At 49.8% G+C, this 19,773-nt stretch carries 19 protein-coding genes; 8 read left to right on the top strand and 11 right to left on the bottom strand.

The features are described 5' to 3' along the window. Positions 1-25: 25 nt before the first annotated feature. The 3 genes from QZ305_RS04375 to malQ all read right to left on the bottom strand — a co-directional run bounded on the left by QZ305_RS04375 (position 26) and on the right by malQ (position 4,466). Positions 26-1,498, bottom strand: a complete 1,473-nt coding sequence (locus QZ305_RS04375; RefSeq protein ID WP_294730388.1) for a glycoside hydrolase family 1 protein — start codon at positions 1,496-1,498, stop codon at positions 26-28. A 470-nt stretch (positions 1,499-1,968) separates the two neighbouring features. Further along, positions 1,969-2,385 carry a YjdF family protein gene (locus QZ305_RS04370; protein ID WP_294730387.1) on the bottom strand — a complete coding sequence of 139 codons (417 nt, stop codon included), beginning with the start codon at positions 2,383-2,385 and terminating at the stop codon, positions 1,969-1,971. A gap of 521 nt (positions 2,386-2,906) precedes the next feature. Continuing rightward, the gene (gene malQ / locus QZ305_RS04365) at positions 2,907-4,466 is read right to left on the bottom strand and encodes a 4-alpha-glucanotransferase (protein WP_294730386.1); all 1,560 of its coding nucleotides are present in this window, start codon (positions 4,464-4,466) and stop codon (positions 2,907-2,909) included. A gap of 401 nt (positions 4,467-4,867) precedes the next feature. On the opposite strand from malQ, the gene QZ305_RS04360 reads away from it, so the two are divergent. Beyond that, complete coding sequence (locus tag QZ305_RS04360; RefSeq protein ID WP_294730385.1) at positions 4,868-6,211, top strand: MATE family efflux transporter; 1,344 nt, start codon at positions 4,868-4,870, stop codon at positions 6,209-6,211. 94 nt (positions 6,212-6,305) lie between these two features. Here QZ305_RS04360 and QZ305_RS04355 read toward each other — a convergent pair whose 3' ends face one another. Next, positions 6,306-6,854, bottom strand: a complete 549-nt coding sequence (locus tag QZ305_RS04355) for a hypothetical protein (protein ID WP_294730384.1) — start codon at positions 6,852-6,854, stop codon at positions 6,306-6,308. Between the two features lie 243 nt (positions 6,855-7,097). Here QZ305_RS04355 and QZ305_RS04350 point away from each other — a divergent pair, with 243 nt between their 5' ends. Both QZ305_RS04350 and QZ305_RS04345 read left to right on the top strand, forming a co-directional pair. After that, entirely contained in the window at positions 7,098-7,658 is a 561-nt protein-coding gene (locus tag QZ305_RS04350) for an adenylate kinase (protein ID WP_294730383.1), read from the top strand. 154 nt (positions 7,659-7,812) lie between these two features. After that, the gene (locus QZ305_RS04345) at positions 7,813-8,334 is read left to right on the top strand and encodes a hypothetical protein (protein ID WP_294730382.1); all 522 of its coding nucleotides are present in this window, start codon (positions 7,813-7,815) and stop codon (positions 8,332-8,334) included. 71 nt (positions 8,335-8,405) lie between these two features. Here the strand turns inward: QZ305_RS04345 and QZ305_RS04340 are convergent, their stop codons facing one another. After that, a complete protein-coding gene (locus QZ305_RS04340; protein ID WP_294730381.1) occupies positions 8,406-10,163 on the bottom strand; it encodes an RNA-binding domain-containing protein in 1,758 nt (585 codons plus the stop codon). A 407-nt stretch (positions 10,164-10,570) separates the two neighbouring features. Then, on the bottom strand, positions 10,571-10,741 hold the full coding sequence (locus QZ305_RS04335) for a hypothetical protein (RefSeq protein ID WP_294730379.1): 171 nt from the start codon (positions 10,739-10,741) through the stop codon (positions 10,571-10,573). Between the two features lie 3 nt (positions 10,742-10,744). Between QZ305_RS04335 and QZ305_RS04330 the strand changes: the two genes are divergently transcribed. Both QZ305_RS04330 and QZ305_RS04325 read left to right on the top strand, forming a co-directional pair. Continuing rightward, positions 10,745-10,888: a hypothetical protein gene (locus QZ305_RS04330; protein ID WP_294730377.1), complete on the top strand. Its 144-nt coding sequence runs from the start codon at positions 10,745-10,747 to the stop codon at positions 10,886-10,888. Positions 10,889-11,417: 529 nt separating this feature from the next. Beyond that, on the top strand, positions 11,418-11,765 hold the full coding sequence (locus QZ305_RS04325; RefSeq protein ID WP_294730375.1) for a hypothetical protein: 348 nt from the start codon (positions 11,418-11,420) through the stop codon (positions 11,763-11,765). Between the two features lie 173 nt (positions 11,766-11,938). Here QZ305_RS04325 and QZ305_RS04320 read toward each other — a convergent pair whose 3' ends face one another. Then, positions 11,939-12,088 (bottom strand): hypothetical protein, encoded by a 150-nt coding sequence (locus QZ305_RS04320; RefSeq protein WP_294730374.1) that lies wholly within the window; start codon positions 12,086-12,088, stop codon positions 11,939-11,941. 203 nt (positions 12,089-12,291) lie between these two features. Here QZ305_RS04320 and QZ305_RS04315 point away from each other — a divergent pair, with 203 nt between their 5' ends. Further along, on the top strand, positions 12,292-12,414 hold the full coding sequence (locus tag QZ305_RS04315; protein WP_294730372.1) for a hypothetical protein: 123 nt from the start codon (positions 12,292-12,294) through the stop codon (positions 12,412-12,414). Between the two features lie 41 nt (positions 12,415-12,455). On the opposite strand, the gene QZ305_RS04310 is transcribed toward QZ305_RS04315, so the two are convergent. The 4 genes from QZ305_RS04310 to QZ305_RS04295 all read right to left on the bottom strand — a co-directional run bounded on the left by QZ305_RS04310 (position 12,456) and on the right by QZ305_RS04295 (position 16,337). Further along, positions 12,456-12,974 (bottom strand): adenylate kinase, encoded by a 519-nt coding sequence (locus QZ305_RS04310; protein ID WP_294730370.1) that lies wholly within the window; start codon positions 12,972-12,974, stop codon positions 12,456-12,458. Continuing rightward, a complete protein-coding gene (locus QZ305_RS04305) occupies positions 12,971-15,223 on the bottom strand; it encodes a hypothetical protein (protein ID WP_294730368.1) in 2,253 nt (750 codons plus the stop codon). Before QZ305_RS04305 ends, QZ305_RS04310 begins: the two co-directional genes overlap by 4 nt. Before the next feature lie 281 nt (positions 15,224-15,504). Beyond that, positions 15,505-15,978, bottom strand: a complete 474-nt coding sequence (locus QZ305_RS04300; RefSeq protein WP_294730367.1) for a hypothetical protein — start codon at positions 15,976-15,978, stop codon at positions 15,505-15,507. A gap of 35 nt (positions 15,979-16,013) precedes the next feature. After that, positions 16,014-16,337: a hypothetical protein gene (locus QZ305_RS04295; protein ID WP_294730366.1), complete on the bottom strand. Its 324-nt coding sequence runs from the start codon at positions 16,335-16,337 to the stop codon at positions 16,014-16,016. A 768-nt stretch (positions 16,338-17,105) separates the two neighbouring features. Between QZ305_RS04295 and QZ305_RS04290 the strand changes: the two genes are divergently transcribed. Both QZ305_RS04290 and QZ305_RS04285 read left to right on the top strand, forming a co-directional pair. Beyond that, positions 17,106-18,656 carry an RNA-binding domain-containing protein gene (locus QZ305_RS04290; RefSeq protein WP_294730365.1) on the top strand — a complete coding sequence of 517 codons (1,551 nt, stop codon included), beginning with the start codon at positions 17,106-17,108 and terminating at the stop codon, positions 18,654-18,656. Between the two features lie 159 nt (positions 18,657-18,815). Then, entirely contained in the window at positions 18,816-19,670 is an 855-nt protein-coding gene (locus tag QZ305_RS04285) for an alpha/beta hydrolase fold domain-containing protein (protein ID WP_294730363.1), read from the top strand. The last annotated feature ends 103 nt before the right edge of the window (positions 19,671-19,773 follow it).

The following is a 19,773-nucleotide window of genomic DNA, read 5'->3' as shown; positions in this document are numbered from 1 at the left end:
CCCGGTTTCCTGCAGTCTGAATCAGTCAGTCCAGATCCTCGCCGTTGGAGGCAATGACCTTTTTGTACCAGTCAAAGGAGTCTTTTTTCTTTCTGGAGAAATCTCCTGTGCCGTCATCATGCCGGTCCACATAAATGAAACCGTAGCGCTTGGCATACTGCCCGGTGCCTGCAGATACCAGGTCAATGGGACCCCAGGTGGTGTAGCCAATCAGGTTCACACCATCTTTCAGCGCTTCCGCCATGGCCTCGATGTGGCTGCGGAAGTAGTCAATCCGGTACTGGTCGTGAATGGAGCCGTCTTCTTCCACTTTGTCGAAGGCGCCGAATCCGTTTTCCACCACCATCAGCGGGGTATTCGGGTACCGGCCTGCCAGTGTATCCAGTGTATAGCGCAGGCCATCCGGATCGATCTGCCAGCCCCAGTCGCTGGCTTTCAGATAGGGGTTCTTTGCACCCAGGGACATGTTGCCGCCGGTCATTTCCGCGCCTTCATGCACCGTGACGCAGTTGGTCATATAGTAGGAGAAGGTGTACATGTCCACCGTTCCTTCTTTCAGGATGGCTTTGTCCTCCTCGGTGATGAAAGACGTATCAATGCCTTCATTCCGGAAATACCGCCACATGTATGCGGGATATTCACCGCGAACCTGCACATCACCGCAGAAGTTGTTGCACATGTTGTCCACATCCAGACAGGCCAGCATATCCTTCGGATCCGGTGTCAGCGGGTAGTTGGTCATGTGCGCAATCATGTTGCCGATCATGAAATCCGGGTTGATTTCGTGTCCCGCTCTGACGGTCAGGGCACTGGCCACAAACTCATTGTGCAGGGCTTCGAAGGTACGCTGCTTGTTGCCTTTCAGCTCTGTCAGCGGAATCCGGTGGTCGGACTGAATGTCCTCTTCTTCCATGATGCCCAGGCCATACAGACTGCCAATGCCGCCCATATCCATCATGGGCACATTGATTTCGTTGAAAGTCAGCCAGTATTTGACTTTGTCCTTGTAGCGTTCCATGACTGTGGTGGCATAGCGGACAAACAGATCGATGACTTTCCGGTTGGAGAAACCGCCGTACTTTGTGACGATGTTCCAGGGAATTTCATAGTGGCACAGCGTCACCAGCGGCTCGATTCCATGTTTGCGGCATTCATCAAACACACTGTCGTAGAACGCCAGACCCGCTTCGTTGGGTTCGGCATCATCTCCATCCGGGAAAATGCGTCCCCAGTTGATGGACAGGCGGAAGCACTTGAAGCCCATTTCCGCAAACAGCGCAATGTCCTCTTTGTACCGGTGATAGAAATCAATGGCTTCGTGACTGGGATAGAAAGCGGTGGCATCTTGCCGGGGCAGGAACGTCCGCGGCGTGTTCACATCGCCGCCCAGAAGCATGTCAGGCACGGACAGTTTTTTGCCGTCTTCCAGATAGGCACCTTCGCACTGGTTGGCGGCTACCGCACCGCCCCACAGAAATGTTTCGGGAAATGTACTCATAATCAATGTCCTTTCCACGCGGTCACGCCGCGGTTTCACAAGAGGTCTGAAGTGAAGCAGGGCCTCCTTTTTAAATCCGCTTTCATTATATTCAGGAATTGAACAGGTGGATAATACCCGTTTTTTATTAGCATTCATAATTAGAAGTTATAACTGAATCGGCTGGACTATATACTGTTGCAGAACAGAAACGGTCATCGGATTTTGCGGCGACAGCCATCCTCAAGCCACAAAGGCAATCGCGACATAGACGATCACCCACAGCGATCCCGCCGGAAAACTGGAGGTAAAGAGAATATTGAAAATCAGAATCGGGAACAGAATGTTGAATACGAGATTTTTCGCTTCCTTTGTATGCTCCGGATTCAGCCATTGCCGGCGGTTTGCCAGAGCCCCCCAGTCCGATCATGACAAACACCGGAAGAAGTGTTTCAGCATTTGCAGGATTATGGATGTAAAAAGCACAGAAGCTATCTGCCTCTGTGCTTTTCTTTACGCTTTTGCTGTTTCAGCTCAAATTTTCGTTTCTCTTCTGCCTTCTTTTGCTCCCGACTGACAGCGACACGTTCTGTTTTGTACATTTCCTGCTGCAGTTTTAACGCCTGCTGAGACTTGGTCCCTGTACCTCGTTTCTGCATTTGTTTCCGTGCCTCTCTCTGCTTCCGTTTTGGATTCAGATGAATGCTTTTTTCAGCAGTTGGAACATCCGGAGTAAATTGAAGCCGAGTGCAGTGATCCCGAAGGTATTCATAAATCTCGCAGTCACTGGGATTTCCTCTGAAAGTAAGCTTGCAGGCACTGAGCCGGCCTTCGCAAACAACCTCTATGACTCCCACCCAGAAGGGATCTTCAAAGAAGACAGTCAGTTTTACCGAAACTTTGTTCACAACAAATCCTCCTTAATTTGTAATGAACAAAGAACGGACGACCCAAGGAGGGAGGGTTACTGACTCCGAAATGGAGCGACTGGACTACCTACCAGTTCTGCCGGATTTTCCAGCGTTGTGTTTTTATCTTTGCTTTTTCATTATAGCAGTCCTCGATCGGAGCCTTCGGACAAAAAGGGAGAACTCAGATCCCAGATTCCATTTTTCAGTGAGCCTCTTTTTCATCCAGAGACTTGTTGCAAGTTTGCAACAAATTCCAGTTTGCCTGTGAGAAAACCTGTGGCTCTGTATCCCATCACATTTTGGTGGGACAGAGCCCCAAAAACCCGCTTTCTTATCGAAGAGCATTTCCCAAAGTTATACCTGTTCCGATGATGGCCAGGCTGCCGGGCTTTCACACACAGAAATCTGCATGAAAAAACCAGGCGCTCAGCCCTCCTGTGCCCCACAGGACCGGCATCCGCCTGGTTTTCGTGTATCCATGATGCAGACAGCCGCTCACCGCCGTCTGGAACCGTGTTTTACCGCGGCTGATCCGCCACAGCCTCCATGGCAGCCTCGGCGGTTTTCTTCTTCGCAGGATCAATCCGCTGAGAAGGAAGCCGGCGGTACACCCTGGTCAGATACCCCAGATGCTTCATCACATCCTCCGTCAGCTGACCCGGCGTCAGGCGCCACTGCCAGGAACCCAGTTCTCCGGGCTTGTTCATGCGGCTCTCGCTGCCCAGCCCCAGCAGATCCTGTACCATCACAATGCTCGTATCCGAAGGAGAAGCCAGCAGCGCCGACATCATTTTCCAGTTCAGCTTGCCGTCATCCCAGGAATCCAGATATTCCCGGACATACTCTTTGTCCTCCCTGGACAGACCATTGAACCAGCCGTAAATCGTGTCGTTGTCATGCGTTCCTGCATAGGCAACGCTGTTTGTCGGATAACTGAACGGCAGGTATTCCTGCCCCTCGGTGGTGTTCGCAAACAGCCCGAACTCCAGCACCTTCATCCCCGGATACCCGACTTTCTTCAGCATCCGCTCCACCGAAGGAGTCAGAATCCCCAGGTCCTCCGCAATGATGTTCTGTTTTCCAATCGCTCTGGTCACCCGCCGGAACAGATCTGCACCGGGTCCCCTGCGCCACTCACCGCCAATCGCCGTCGTGGCATCGGGTTTTACCACATAAAATGAATCAAATCCCCGGAAATGGTCGATCCGCAGGATATCATACAGCCCTGCCATTCGCCGGATCCGGTTCGTCCACCATTTGTAGCCGTTCTTTTTCTGCGCCGCCCAGTCATACACCGGGTTGCCCCACAGCTGGCCCTCGGCGCTGAAGGCATCAGGCGGTACCGCTGCCACCACCGTGGGATTGGAATGCTCATCCATCAGAAACAGCTCCGGGTGACTCCAGGCATCCACGGAATCCATTGCCACATAAATCGGGATATCCCCCAGAATCTCCACACCGTGGTCATTCGCATACTGTTTGAGCCACTTCCACTGCCGGAAAAACAGATACTGGATCGCCTCCGTCTGCTCCACTTCATCCAGGAACCGCTGCCGCCATTCACCGGTTTTCTTTGCATCGTACACCTTGTACTCTTCCGGCCAGTCCTTCCAGGCTTTTCCGCCCTGAGAGCTCTTGATTGCCGTGAACAGTGCGAAATCCGGCAGCCAGTCCTTGTTGTCATCCAGAAACGCCTGATAATCCTGCGGCTTGTTCTGCAGCAGCCGCCAGGCAGCCGTCCGCAGCAGCGGCATCCGGTTTCTGGACAGAATCGCAAAATCCACCCGGTCGGGATAGGTATACCACTGCGTGTGCTCGAATTCATGCCACTGCAGCAGCCCGTCAAAAGCCAGCTGATCCAGGTCGATCATGTAGGGGTTTCCCGCAAAAATGGAACTCGCGGCATAGGGTGAATCCCCGTACCCTGTGGGATTCACCGGCAGCACCTGCCAGATGCTCTGACCATGCCGCTGAAGCTGGTCAATGAAATCTCTGGCAGCCTGACCCATGGTACCCACACCATAGGGACTCGGCAGGGAAGTTATATGAAGCAAAACACCGTTTTTTCTCATCTGCATCTCTCGTTTCTATTATCTCTGAATGTATTGTAAGTTCATTGGACAGTTTGAACACCTGCAATGAACCCGAAACGCCAAAGCAGGACATTCTGTCACAGAAAAACATTCTGTCTGATGCCAAGACCGCAGCCTGAAAAGATGGGGTGGAATGAACAAAATGACAATGATCCGGAACTGTACAAAATATGTCCGGTCTCTGAAGAAACAGACACTGCAGGACCATTGCCTTTTTCTCCTTGCAGGTTCCAGCCATCCGGATATAATAAGGAGCACAGTCACACAGATCCCCTGCGTCGCCGGATGCAGGACAAGGACGCCGGGAGTTTCCGCCGCAGGCCATTGAAAGCGGGAATTCAGGCGTCCTTTTTTCGGACACTTCCGTGACAGGAAAGGAGGCATTCATGACCGGATCAGCCAGCATCCACGATCCCGCCCTGAGAAACGAATTCATCCGCTGCACCTCCCTGAGCATCATCGGGATCCTGGGCGTATCCTGCTACATCCTCGCCGACACCTGGTTCATCGCCGCAGGCCTGGGCACCACCGGCCTCGCCGCCCTGAACCTCGCGATTCCCGTCTACAGCTTTCTGTGCGGCATCGGCATGATGCTGGGCATGGGAGGCTCCACGCAGTTCACACTGGCAGGTGCCAACCTCCGGAAAAAGAGCCGTGTGTTCACCGATACCATCGGACTGGGACTGGCTTTGTCTGTTCCCTTCGTGCTGATGGGCGCCTTCGGCGCAGACAGGGCAGCCATCTGGCTGGGGGCCGATGGGCAGACACTGGCGGATACAGCCACGTATCTGCGCTGGCTCATGCTGTTTTCCCCGGCGTTTATGCTCAACTATATTCTTCAGGCTTTCATGCGCAACGACGGCAGTCCGCATCTTTCCACCTGGGCACAGCTCACAGGCAGTTTTCTGAACATCGTTCTGGACTGGTTCTTCATTTTTCCCTGCCAGATGGGCATGTTCGGTGCGATTCTTGCCACGGTCCTCTCGCCGGTCACCGGGGTTCTGGTCATGATGCTGCACTTTCGCAGACTGCAGAACACTCTGCACCTGAGATGGGGAACACCGGACCTGCAGGTCATGATTCAGGACTGCTCCCTGGGGTTTCCTTCGTTTGTGACCCAGGTCTCCGCCGGCATTGTCATGATTGTCCTGAATTCCATTTTCCTGAAACTCACCGGCAACACCGGTGTGGCGGCCTATGGGGTGATTGCCAACGTCACCTGTGTGACCACAGCCGTGTTCAACGGCATTGCCCAGGGCATGCAGCCGCTGACCAGTGCTGCCTGTGCCGCCCATGACCCGGGAAGGGAAAGACAGCTGCTTCGGTATGGGCTGTGCACTGCTCTGGGTTTCTCTCTTCTGATCTGCCTGATTACCTGGATCTGGCCTGGTCCCATCGCAGCGGCGTTCAACAGCGAGCACGATCCGCTGCTGCAGGCTGTAGCAGTTCAGGGGCTGGAACTGTACTTTCTTTCCACGCCCTTTGCCGGCATCTGCATCATCCTGTCCACCTGGTTTGCCTCTGTGCATGAACCCCGGCCGGGACAGATCATGTCTCTGTCCAGAGGATTTGTCCTGGTGATTCCCCTGGCTTATGGGCTGGCTGCCCTGTTTTCCACCGCAGGGGCATGGCTGGCTGTGCCTGCAGCCGAAGCTCTCACAGCACTGATGGGATGGGGACTGTACAGGAAGTACTGCCGGGCAGAAGAGAAGTGTTCTGCTGCAGCCTGACACCTGTCTATGGAGAAGGCAGACAGTCTGAATGAAAAAAAGCCGCAGGATCAACCTCTTTGAGAAGGTCTTCCTGCGGCCTGATTGTGCCTGATCAGTGTTTCAGGCTGTTCTGCATTTCATTCCAGTACTGTTCGAACAGCTGTTCAGAACTGAGAGCCTGCGGATACTCGCTGATGCGGTCCTGTTTGTGAAGCCAGGAGAAGAGCTGATGAGCTCTCTTCCTTCCTTCGGATTCACCTTCCTGGAATCCTTTACGCAGGGCCGCATCCGCCTGTTCCTTGCTCAGAAATGTGTATGCCAGTTCCACGGTGCATTCCTCCTTTGACTCACTGATCTTCAAAAGTTCTTCGTCATCGATCTCCATGCCACTCAGATGTGCCAGTCCCTTGATCGTCCACACCGGATGATGGATCTCTCCTCTGTTTACAGTATACTGCCTTCCTTCCCGCAGGCAGAGAAACAGCCGGTCATCTCCGCTTTTCAGAGATGACCAGCTGCTTTGTCTGCTGTGGACAGGATAATGTCGGAAGGAAGCAGGATCGATGTCCCACCTGCATCCGGTGATGAGTTCCATGGCTTCTTTGTGCTCCTCGGGATTCTCCAGCAGATGCCGTTCCAGAATGTCTTTCTCTTTTCCCAAAGCTTTCCTCCTTCATAGACTGGGGCATGATCTGATGGGTGAGTCCGGATGGCCCTTTTCTGCCGGTTCGGGGCTGAGGCAGCCGGCTGAATTATTGTTTACTGATGTACAAACACTTTTACAGGGGATAAAACGTCAGATTTTACATTTTTACAGGGGACAAAATGCAGAATTTCACACTTTTCAAGGGGATAGCCTCATTGTTCTCTGTATACATCCCATTTCCCCATAAAGGAGGCATTCATGATACTGCTCATCGCAGGAGCCACACACACCGGAAAAACACTTCTGGCTCAGAAACTGCTGGAAAAAACCGGATATCCCTATCTCTCCATTGACCATCTGAAAATGGGGCTCATCCGCAGCCGCAACACGGATCTGACCCTGGAGGACGACGACCAGCTTACAGAGTACCTTTGGCCCATCCTCCGGGAAATCATCCGCACTGCTGTGGAAAACAGCCAGAATCTGATCCTGGAAGGCTGTTACATTCCCTTTGACTGGCACAGCAGCTTTTCCCCGGAAGAACTGCAGTCCATCCAGGCCATCTGGCTGGTCATGACCCCGGACTATATCCGGAAGCATTTCAGAAAAATAGAGTCTTATGGCTGCGTCATTGAGCAAAGACTGGACAATCACATAGACCCGGAACAGCTTGCAGCTGAAAACAGTCATATTCTGGCAGAATGCAGAAAAAACGGATGCCGGTATATTCTGATAAATGAAACCTATCCGGACGATCTCCCGCTGCGGGTTCTGGCAGTAGTCAGGCCGCAGGAAGAGCAGGCAGATCACATCAGCTGAAAACAGGCTTGTGACAGGAATCCGCTTACTTATTCCGACAGCTCTGTCAATTGCACAGTTCCCGTTGCATCCCGCCGGATTATTCGGATAGACCATCCTATAATCCAGGCTGCAAAGAGAAACCAACCGCATTTCTCCAGGAGGCACAACCAGTATGAACAAACCCATTGCATATCTTGCCGCAGCTCTGCTCTCCGTTACCCTCGCAGCCTGCAGCCAGCCTGCACCCGCTGCAGACACCAAAGACAGCAGCACAGACAAAACTGTCCAGGAAACCACACCCGCCGCAAAGAATGACGCCGCATCCGCCGGCGAAAAGCTGGCAGATGCCTTCAGGGACAAAGGTTACCAGATCACGGACATTGAAACGGAAACCGATGAATATTCCTTTGACGCCGCCAATGATCTCGGCAAGCTGGAAATCAGCGTCGAAACCGGCGAAGCCCAGAAAGACTACAACGAAGCCACGGCTTCCTACACCAGTGAGAATTTCTTTGAAGAAAACAACTGGAGCAGCGATGACAGTCACCAGATGACCAGCTATCTCAACACCATGAACACGATCTATAATCTGGCAGCAGTGGACACCAGAGCCAATGTATTCTACGAAGTCGAAGACATTGCCGAGGCAAACCTGGACCAGGTTGTGAGTGTCATGGAGTCCATCGGATTCTAGGCAACAGGAAAATGCCCTGCAGGCTGAATGGCTTTGCAGGGCTGTTTTGTATGCCGATGGATGCCGGGGCGTTATTTAAACACATCTGCCAATCTGTAAAATGTTGAGCGCTCGCCTTTTTTCTTGAACTTTATTGCAAGATTTTTATCTATGAGCCGCTTCATTGCCTTGGAGGCCCCTGGCCCTGTGGTGATTGTCGGGATCTGACTGATTATATCCCGGTGACTGACAGGGCCTTTCTGCAGCAGATCCAGCAGCTTTCGATCTGTTTCGGAAAGAGAAGAAGGGATGTTTATGGCTGCTACAGCAGGCTCTGGCTCGACAGGACTGAAATCGAGATTGATGTAATACTCATATTGCGGATTCCGGTAATTTGGAATCAGCATATTTTTGCGCATTAACTCAATAATCAGAGCTTTGGTTTCCTCGGGATCTGCTTTCAATACTGACTGCAATTTCAATGTTGTGATTTTTCCTTCCTGCAGGGCAATGGATAAAACCAGTTTTTCTTTTTCGGGAAGCTCTGAAAATGCTTTGCCGAAGCAGGATGACAGTTGAGCAGAACAGCTGGCTGGAATTGCTTCGGTTTTCCATAACCGGAGATCCACCTTGTGCAATTCCAGATCGTTATACAAATCTGGATCGCGCCAGTTCTGCTCCCGCCATGTATTCAGAATCAGAGAAAACCCCGAACCGATGTTCTCGCAGAGTCCGATCATCCGAAACATGATCTGAATTCGGGGATTTCGGGCAGCTGTATGACCACCTTCAAAAATAAGGGAGACAGGCAGTTTCAGATTACCGGGATTGGAAAACTGAAATCCATCATCATACTGGATGACTTTTAAACTGCCTATCTGCTGATAGTCCGCATGAATGATCATATTAATCAGTGCTTCGCGGACTGACTGGTGAACAGGGGTATCGTCAATTCTGGTGATCCCATCCATTTTGAAGGGCTTTTCCAGATTCCTGGTCAGTCGAGGCAGAACCGTTCTGGCAAAAGAATAGAGATTGTTTTCCCATGTACCATCCACAGAAATTCTGTCACTCCAGCGCTGCCCCGGAAGAAGGCCTGAAAGATTCAGATAGTCGAAAGACAGATTGCCAAAGCGCTCTCTGATGGATAAACCTTTGCCAAACATGAGAAGACCAGCCATAGTCAGCCACTCCTCTCCGGTTCTGCGATCCTTGGTCAAACCACCCAGATTTCGGAGAAACTCCTTATTGTCAAGTCTGGACCAGTGGTGATCTGGATTTCTTGAGTCAAACTCATTTCGATATGACTGCAAAGTGGCTGAATCGATATCATCCATGGAGTATCCAGACAGTAGAATTCCATCAGAACCTGTATCTGCGGAATCCCGAAGCATAGCCCTGACTTCCTCCTCTGTACAGTGGTAATCAGATTCGTGATTGCGGCGGAAAGTTCCCTTGAATGGATTGCCATTGATATAGACTGGCTTCTGTCTGTAACTGGCTTCGGGAACTGTTATGACAATCACTTTTTTTCCATCATCTGTATTGACCTCTTCCACATCCTTTTCCATCAGTATATTTGCACTTACTTTGTCACTGTTGATGGTATCCCAGAATTCTTTTTTTCTCTGAGCCGGATTGCGGACTCCTGTAATCTCGAATCGCCGTTTTATATCTGTTTCTTTAGGATGTTCCTGAATACCGAGAAGAATGCAGCCACCATAGGTGTTGGCAAAAGCGGAATATGTTTCCCATACATCTTTTGGAACTTCATTGCCGCTTTTTTTGCATTCCAGAGTTATATGTTCTCCGGTTTCCAGAAGTGAATTCAGTCTTTGATCGTTGCTCATGGGAATTCCTTTCTTATAAAGGCTGTCTGTGCCAGATTAGCTAATTTATATAAACTGGAATGAGCTGCTGAGGATTAACTCGAATCAGTTAGTATTAACTCGCTGGAGTTTGCCTTGAGTTTGCTTCAAGTTTCGATTGAGTTTGCTTTGAGTTTGGGTTTGGTTTACATGACTAAGTCTATCATACCTCAATTGCGGAATAATATAACTATCGCTCCTGATGATTGCATAGAAGATGATTTTATAAGCCATTCCAAATTCTATGCGAAACTGTCTGTCAGTTTTTGAATAACTGTGATTGGTTTGATTTAACTCGCTGGTGTTTGGAATGTCTTCAACAGGAAAGGAGACATGCAGGTATTGCGCAGTTGTGGTTGCATCCTACCGGATTATTCCGCAACACCAACCTATAATCCAGGCAGTAAAGAGAAATCAGCCGCATTGCCGCCAATGATCTCGTCAAGCTGGAAATCAGCGTCGAAACAGGCGAAGCCCAGAAAGCCTACAACGAAGCCACGGCTTCCTGCACCAGTGAGAATTTCTTTGAAGAAAACAACTGGAGCAGCGATGACAGTCACCAGATGACCAGCTATCTCAACACCATGAACACGATCTATAATCTGGCAGCAGTGGACACCAGAGCCAATGTATTCTACGAAGTCGAAGACATTGCCGAGGCAAACCTGGACCAGGTTGTGAGTGTCATGGAGTCCATCGGATTCTAGGCAACAGGAAAATGCCCTGCAGGCTGAATGGCTTTGCAGGGCTGTTTTGTATGTCGATGGATGCCGGGGCGTCAGGTATGAAGGAGCGCTTGTAGCATGATTTCCATCGTACTCAGGAATTTAGGTGAACTGGATTGGTTGAAGTTAAACTCAACTCGGTTTATGTAAACTCGATGGAGTTTATATAAACTCTCTGAGTTTAAATCGACTACAGCCAGAAAGAAATATTCGGGTGGTTGCAGCCAATTAGATTGATGGGCGGATGTCCAGTGATTATACAGTCCATTCGATTTTAGAAAGCAAAGTTCGTATAAAAAACCGCCACCCAATGGAGTGACGGTTGGCCGAGAATCGGCTTATGCGGTGTATTTGCACCATGTTCTCTACACTAGGCTGAGAACTGGGAGTGATTACTCACTCTTATTTATATGATTAATATAATGGACGATTAAAAGAATTGTCAATGAAAGGCTCTAGAAGAACACATTCTGACTTTTGTGCTATACCAGGACGAGGAGGGGATACACCAGTGAATACAAGAATTAACTATCTATATCGCGATGCATCCAACTATAAACTGTATGGTTCTGTGATTATTCCTAGAGAAATCACCCGGCAGCAAATCCAGGAAATCATGAAATACTGTCTGCCATTTGACGGTGAAACCCGGCAGTTTATACCGGAACTGGTGGGATTTCCTAAACTGGAATTTGATTGTCCAAATGAAGATGACCATTTGTTTTGTGAAATCAGTCCAGAGAATTTTTCTCCTACGGATGAAGAACCCACTCTTTGTGTTTCACCAAAGGATTTAGTTGAGAAGTTCCAAATTGCCTCGAAGAGTGGAGATATGCAATTTTACAGCGAATGGTGCTGATGTAAATCTGGACGATATTTCAAAAACAGACTAGCTACTTTTGTGTCTCCAACTTTCCCGGTTGTTGTGAGTTCTCTGACTGCATCTTCCATAGAATAGCCTTTGAAGCGCCCACGATTCATACTTTCTCGACTGTTACTAAGTCCATAGAAATTGAGCAGTGTCTTCGTGAACTAGCCTTTCTGATGATGGTCACCAAAGAGAATTCTTTCCGCATCTTCTCCACCTAAGCCAGTGAAGAGATAGGCATACAGCAGATGGGCTGCAGCTTCCTCCAATTCATATTGTTCGCAGAAGCTTGTATCATAATGACCGATTGGCATATTTATTCCTCATTTCTGTTATAAATATCATGATCGAGAAACGTTGCAATGCCAATAAATAATGAGCTATACGCTGCCTTTTTCCTCCCACGTGTCAGCTCTACCCACCATCGGCATCCATACGCAATGCCTGAAGTGCATATCCTGCCAGGCTAGCCCGGTAATCCCGTATACTCTGATTCATACAGGAGGAAACATGAATCATGAAACGGGCATTTCTGTTCCTGCTGACAGGAGCTCTTGCCGCCACACTGGCTGCCTGTTCCGGTACAGCCAAATCCGGTGATCCGACGCTGTTTGCGGATCTCACCACTATGACGAAGTGAATTTGATTGTGTTTCCGCCGGGGCGATCCTGGCGGTTTCTTTTACGTTCTCAGACTGAACTGTTCCAGCTGTCTGACAGTCGCCACGAACTCCCGGATGTCTTCGTGGGAGCGCAGCACATAGATGGACCGGGTCTGACTGTATTCCTCCAGCATTTTCAGGATTTCCCGAAGATTCCGGGTTCGGAAATTCCGGATCCAGTCTTCAAACTCCGGATTGAACTCTGTTTCCACCCAGGGCAGATCTTCCCGCTTGTGGCCAATCCGCTGTTTGGCTTGCCGGAGACAGACATCCGTAGGGAAATCCAGCAGGATCACTGTGTCGCAGGCATTGAGTCTGGTTCTCAGAGTCCGTCTGTAATTGCCGTCCATGATCCAGGCATCGGTTTCAAGGATGGTGTTCAGTTTCCGGTCGAACAGGTCCGGGTTGATGTGGGAACCATCGGCACAATGCCAGATTTGATCAAGATAAATCAGCGGCAGGTGCAGACTATCCCGCAGCTGCCGGCTGAGGGTGCTTTTGCCGCTGCCGGCACAGCCAATTACAAGAATCCGTTTCATACCGCTGCCCTCACTTTCCGGATGATGGCCAGCAGCTCACGCTCACTGACAGACATATTCCGGCTGTTGACATACTCCAGGGGAATATTGCGGCGTCTGGCAATGTTCGTGACTTTGTAATAGGTGGTGTGGGAGATCCAGTGTGCAAACACAATGACCAGATCGGCGCTGTTCACAGCTTCCGGTGGAAAGGTCGGGGTTTCCGCAGCGGTGAAACGGCCATATTTCTGCTCCAGTTCCCGGGACTGGCGGATGTGCCCGCCGGCAAACACCACTTTGTTTTGGGCGAAGAAGCTCCGGATTTCCTCTTCCTCTGCCGGAGTCAGCCCCTCCTGCATGGTTTCCAGGGTGGATTCATTTTCTGCCTGATCGTTGAAAATCAGCTCCCGCAGCTGCGCCAGTTCCTTCTGGTCCTGCAGGAAGGCGGCATGTTTGTTCTGCTCTTCTGTGAGCTGCCTGCGCAGAGTAATCAGTTCGGGATACAGAATGTTCTGCGTTTCTTTGTGACCTCTTTCGATATACCGCTCTTTGTCGGCTTTTCTCCGGGCTTTCAGGTCTTCCAGTTCTTTTCTGAGATCCTCTGTTTTCTGCATCAGACTGGCGTTTTCCGCCAGAAGACGCCGGTTCTCTTTCAGACTGGATTTGGTGTCGTATTCCGGAATGCGGTGCTCAAACGCATTGAGCCGGCAGGTGAGCCGCTCTATGTCGGCGGTGAGCAGCTGTACGGAGTTTCTGGCAGCCATCAGCTGCATATCCAGGTCCGGTTCATCTGGGAGTTTCTGGATGGACGCGCTGATCTGCTGCAGCAGGATTTCCACATCCAGATCTGCCAGAGTGGAAGGCTGGGCCATTTTGTCTTCAGGTATATTGTTTTCTTCACCATCATCATCGTCTTCCAGCGTTTCTGCTGGATTCTGACTGCTGTCATCAGCATTCGGGTCATCTTCCTGAGCTTCCGACTCTTCATCGGCAGTTTGAGCAGTATGTGCTTGACGTGCCTGGGCCACTTCCATATCCAGCCAGATGTGGTCGCAGAGATACCGGATACAGGCAACGTAGGGGGAAGTAATGGCAAGCCAGAAACTTTCTCCCAGGCATTCCAGTACACAGTGGGCGGCGAGAATGTGGTTGAGCTGTCCGTTGCGGCTTCCGGATTCCAGTGTTTCGAATACGGACCGGCTGATCCGTTTCAGAGATCCCGGGGGCATATCAAAGACACAGCGGCTGATGATGCTGATGAGTTTGGAACGGATTTTGTCTCTGCCTGAAGCTGCGAAACACCAGCCCAGGGCGATGATGAATTCGTATTCCTGTTCCGTGACTTCCGGAATCCAGGGGCCCGGAAAGGAGGTGTATTCCGCCGGGAAGACGATTCTGGTGTGCAGGGTTGTATCCTCCCGGATGGTTTTGTACAGATCGATGATTTTTTCCCGGAGAACTGTGTCAGGCTCGAAACTCCGGGTGTCTTTGTAAAGCAGGTCCAGTCCCAGCTGCCGGATAAACCGGCTGGCTGTGCCGACTGCCATGCTCCGTTTTTCCTGGTCTGTCAGGGAATACGGCTCCATGACTGCCAGGGCCATGGTGGCTGGGATCATCATGATGGAGATGCCGTGGAGACGTGAACGAAGAGTCCGGGCTCGTTGCGCAGCTCCCTGACCGCCGGCAAAGCCGAGACATCCCAGGGCCGACTGCGCTGAAATGATATAGGTTCCGTAAACCAGCATATCCTGGGGGCGGTAATTATGATACAGGGTTTTCATTTTCCGGTAGAGATCCACAGGAAGAATGAAATACGGTTCTGACTGAAAGCCCGCAGGGTCGTTTTCCGGTTCATAAGCAGCTGTATACAGAGCTTCGACCAGTCCCTCCTGGCGGCTTTTGCCTGGGCCCAGCAGATCGTTCACAATGTCCCGGACCTGCTGGGTATGGTTGTCCTTTGGTTTCAGCCAGCGGAATTCTTCCGGAAGTTTTCCCGGTTTTTTCAGGGGGATCACCGCTGATCCTGCGGCTTTGCCAGCTGGCCTTTGCCCGGGGATGGCAGGCTGTGCAAAGGAGGCGGACAGCTGCTGAAGGAGTTTTTCGGGTTCCGGATGATTTTTGATTGCAAAAGCTGTTTCCTTTTCTTTTCCCCGCTTTTTGAGCTGCCGGTTCATGGCACTGATCAGCTGATCAGCATTGGCTGCGGGGCTGTCCATGGCTTCTTCGATTACTTTGAATGTTTCCTCCAGGTCGAGATAGCTGTTATCCATTGGTATCCTCCTTTGTCCTGTTCCATGTCATGTTTCCGCCTGATTGAGCTGAATGATTGAATCCGGTCATGATGACTCTCCTTTCTTTTACTGATTATTCAGTATTATGATACCAGCATGCTGCCGGCTGGAACAGAAAGACAGGTTACCTGACGGAATTTGACAATGGAGAAGGGTGGACAGCCGGAAGGAACAGGAACGGCTCAGAACAGAACCGGATTCTGAATATACAGATAATTAAAATTCCAGGCAGTGCAGGACCGCCTGGAATTTTTGAGTTATCAGGATTTGCGGTCAGTGGAAGCTGAATGAACAGTGGCTATATGCCAGGTTCCACTTCGGAAGCCATGGAGGTTGTGGAGGAGCGGAAGTCCATGGCTGGCAGCCCACCACCAGATCGGCTGCACGTAGAGATAAAATGACCAGAGCATGATCTGCCAGGTGGGCGTTATTCCCAGAAATGAGAGAGGTGCCAGGCTGGCAATGGACCAGGGAACCAGGGCTGCCACCGGAACCACTGTGTCCTCCAGTGTTATGGCCAGCTCTTCCCTGTTCCTGTACTGTCCTGACAGCAGCTGAGCGGAGAGGACCAGAGCCAGTGTCTGGGAACAGGCCAGGCTGCAGGTGAGCAGGGCGTAGAGGATGGGCGGGATGTGCAGCTGCTTCACCCGCCGCAGAATGGCGGTCTGTTCGAAAAAACCGGTATAGAGTGAAGACAGGCATACGACACAGACCACAGATACCATACTCTTCATCCCGCCGCCGGAAGCGGTGCCGAATACAAAGGATGTCAGCTGCCGGCTGGGATCCACACCGCTGGCGAAACCCTGAAGGACAGACAGCAGCCGGCAAGAGAAGCCAGACTGTCCATCACTCCGCAGGATCGCCAGAGTCCGTTGAGTCCGCCGATGAGCAGAAAGAGGAATCCCAGACGGCAGGCAGTGAGACATCCCGGGTGCAGAAGGGCCGGCAGGTCGCCAGTCCGAAAGCCGCTGGACAGGGCATAGAGTATCAGAAGCAGACAGAAGCCTGCCAGGATCCAGAGAACGGAGAATCCTGTTATCTGGCTGATGACGATCCCGAGTATGAATACAAACAGTATCAGTATGTCCATGATCCCAGTGTAGGAATGAGTCAGAACAATAGGAAACTGTTTTTACCGGTATTATTCACAATAATAAACTGTGGCTGGTCCCGGGAATCGGACAGTCTCTGCAGAAATGGATGCAGTCTGTATCCACAATGTTGATACGCAGAGTGATAACAACAACACGGAATGTGATAAATACCAGCATCCAAAGGGTAAATAAGATACGGAAAGTGATAATCAGAATTCGGTTGAATCCTGTGGTGACTGGTGATGGATGAAGGATAAATCAAGCCATTTATTTGATTCTTTTAGTTGCATCCGGATTAAGTAAAAAAACAGCGGCTTGAAAAGGGAAGGACAGGCAGAATTGAGTCATAGAAGACCCAATCAGGTCTAAAAATGGATGAAGGATAAATCAAGTCATTTATTTGATTCTTTTAGTTGCATTCCGATTAAGGGAAAAACAGCGGCTCGAAAAGGGAAGGACAGGCAGAATTGGCTCATAGAGGACCCGATCAGGTCTAAAAATGGACGAAGGATGAATCAAGTCATTTATTTGATTCTTTTAGTTGCATTCCAATTAAGTAAAAAAACAGCGGCTTGAAAAGGGAAGGACAGGCAGAATTGGGTCATAGAAGACCCAATCAGGTCTAAAAATGGATGAAGGATAAATCAAGTCATTTATTTGATTCTTTTAGTTGCATCCCGATTAAGGGAAAATGGAATTCAGAAATAACATATCGACTTCCAGAATAGACTGATAAAATGGGACTACTTGAGGAGCGTTACCCAATGAGCAAAAACATCAATATAGACAAACTTCCTGAATTAACAGAGGAAGAGATTAGAAAGTGGATTTTGAAAGATATAAATGATGAAAACAATACTCTGGAGTTCAAAACGGCTGCCGACAGAGTTCCTCATGATTATTGGAAGACTTACTCATCTTTCTGTAATACACGTGGTGGCGAAGTGATTCTGGGAATCCAGGAAAGCTTTCCGCAGAATATTGTCCATGGTGTAGGTGATCCCTATAAAATACAGGGTAGTCTGGATTGTGAGTTCGCAAACCCGAATAAAGTGAGCTATAACGCAATGGTTAATAACCCCGTGTTATTGAGAAAGTATAATGGCAAAGCGATAGTGATTACACAAATTCCGGAAGTTCCTTTGGCACGAAAGCCTGTTTATATCAATAATAAGCCAACAGAAGTGTATATACGAACCGGAGAGGGTGATAGAAAAGCCAGCAACGATCAGTTGGAAATGATGTCCCGGAATGCCAGTAATACATCTACTGATCAATACTTGCTGACAGGATTTACTACCGATTCTTTGGATGTGGACTCAGTGATCAGCTATAAGGAAAAAGTCTCCAGAAGATATCCTGACAGAGGGTTCTCGATGGTTTCCTGGGAACAGTTTCTGGATCGGATAGGTGCAGTTGAGCTGGATCAGAAAAGCGGAAAATATATATTAAAAAAAGCGACGTTGCTGTTCTTTGGACGAATAAATGAAATACATAAAGTGTATCCAAAATTTCATGTTGACTATTTCCGGAAAGACCCTGGATCTACAAGGTGGAGCGATAGGGTGACTGATGATGATTTGACTTTTCCGGAGATGAACCTGTACCTGTTTTTTAATCTGGTTTTCGAGAAACTGATGGCAATGACTCAGAATTCATTTTCTTTATCTGCGAGTCAGGAGCGAACAGGAGATAGACAGATGGCTACCGCTTTCCGTGAAGCGTTGGTTAATGCTCTGGCGCATTCAGATTATGATGGACCAAATCCGGTTGTAAAGATAACGGCTACTTCGGATTATATTCTTTTTGAGAATCCGGGAATTTTGCTGGTCAATGAGGAAGATTATATTCATGGAGGGGAAACGAGACCTCGAAACGAGAGGATTATGAGTTTGTTCAGATTTTTGGGTTTGTCAGAACGGCAGGGGCAAGGTGGAGCACAAATCTTTTCGGCCGCTTACATGAATAAAGTGCGGTCACCGGAAATAAAAACAAATCTTGAGAAAACTGAATTGAAGATTTGGATTATAGACCTCGCAGATTCGTATCCAGCACTTGGGTTGAATGAAAAAAGAATTCTTAAATATATGATTCTCAATAATGATACCGACACTTTCTCGGTGCCGGAGCTTGACAAAAAATTGACCGGTTTATCTGCCTATCAGATAAGAAAATGTCTTGGGCAACTGATTTCTGAAGGATTGGTCAGAAAAACCGGAAATGGAAAGAACACTCGATATGGTCTTAATCCTAATACGCATGAAAAAATCACTCAGCAGCAGATGCGATTGGAACAAATGAGAAATGCGCTGTAAAAGCAGACGGTTTCAACTTGCTTTGTTGTGTCGGATTGAGCTATAAAGCTGGATTCATTTTATCTCAGGCTCAGGATTTATTTTCATGTGTATTTGCATTCATATGTATTCATAGTTTTTCGTATCCTGGCCGCATTTCCCCAGAAAGGAATCAGTCCCATGACTCACCGCTATCCCATCAATCCATCACTTCGTCACATCGCACTGCCCATGCCCTTCCTTCCGGAACTTGCACCGGCAGCCAATGTGTTTCTCAAAACCGCCTTTGACCTGACACCGGGACTGCCGGGTATCCTGCACCGGGTGATTCCCGGGCCCCCTTTTGACATCCATGTCTTTGAACCGGAAGCGGGAACAGACCGGTCGCTGCTGTATTTCCATGGTGGTGCCTTCTTCTACAAAGCGGCTCCTTACCACCGGCAGCTGGCTCAGCTGTATGCCAGAGAAGCCCGCTGTCGCGTATATATGCCCGACTATCGAACAGGTGCGTACCCGCTGCCCTTTCTGGATGCCATGACAGTCTGGAAACGGGTCCTGGCGGATGGCAGCATTCCTGCAGGCTTTGCTGGAGACAGCGCCGGAGCAGCGCTGGCCATCATGCTGGCCAATGTGGTGAAGCCGGCGTTTCTTATGCTGGTGTACCTGGTGACGGATCCATTCATGCAATCTGATTCCATGAAGCAGTTCACGGACACACCCTTGTGGAATGCACGGAACAACCGCATTATGTGGAATGGCTTCCTGAAAGGTCAGGACCCTTCTGAGTTTGACCCGCTGCATCATCCTGTTCCGGTTTGCACCTACGTGGAAACCGCAGAGTTTGACTGCCTGCGGGACGAAGGCAGGGACTATGCCCGCAAGGTGGCTGCCCTGGGCGCTCCGGTCACCATCAGCGTCACCAGAGGCACCTTTCATGGGTATGACATGGCTGTGCACTCGCCTGCAGCCCAGAAGAACCTGCGAAAACGGGTTTCATTCCTGAACCGTGCTTTCGAGGAGGAAAGCAACAAATAACAGGCAGATTCAATGCATGAATCTGAAAGTCGCGTAATCAGTGCAACCCCTGTCTGTTAAAATCTTTGTGAAAGGAACGGCTGGCTTTGCTGGAAACACAGGG

The organism is uncultured Faecalibaculum sp. (assembly GCF_910588395.1).
In the GTDB taxonomy this organism is placed as follows: domain Bacteria; phylum Bacillota_I; class Bacilli_A; order Erysipelotrichales; family Erysipelotrichaceae; genus Faecalibaculum.
Note: the sequence above shows the minus strand (reverse complement) of the source record. Positions and strands in the feature narration are given on the sequence as shown.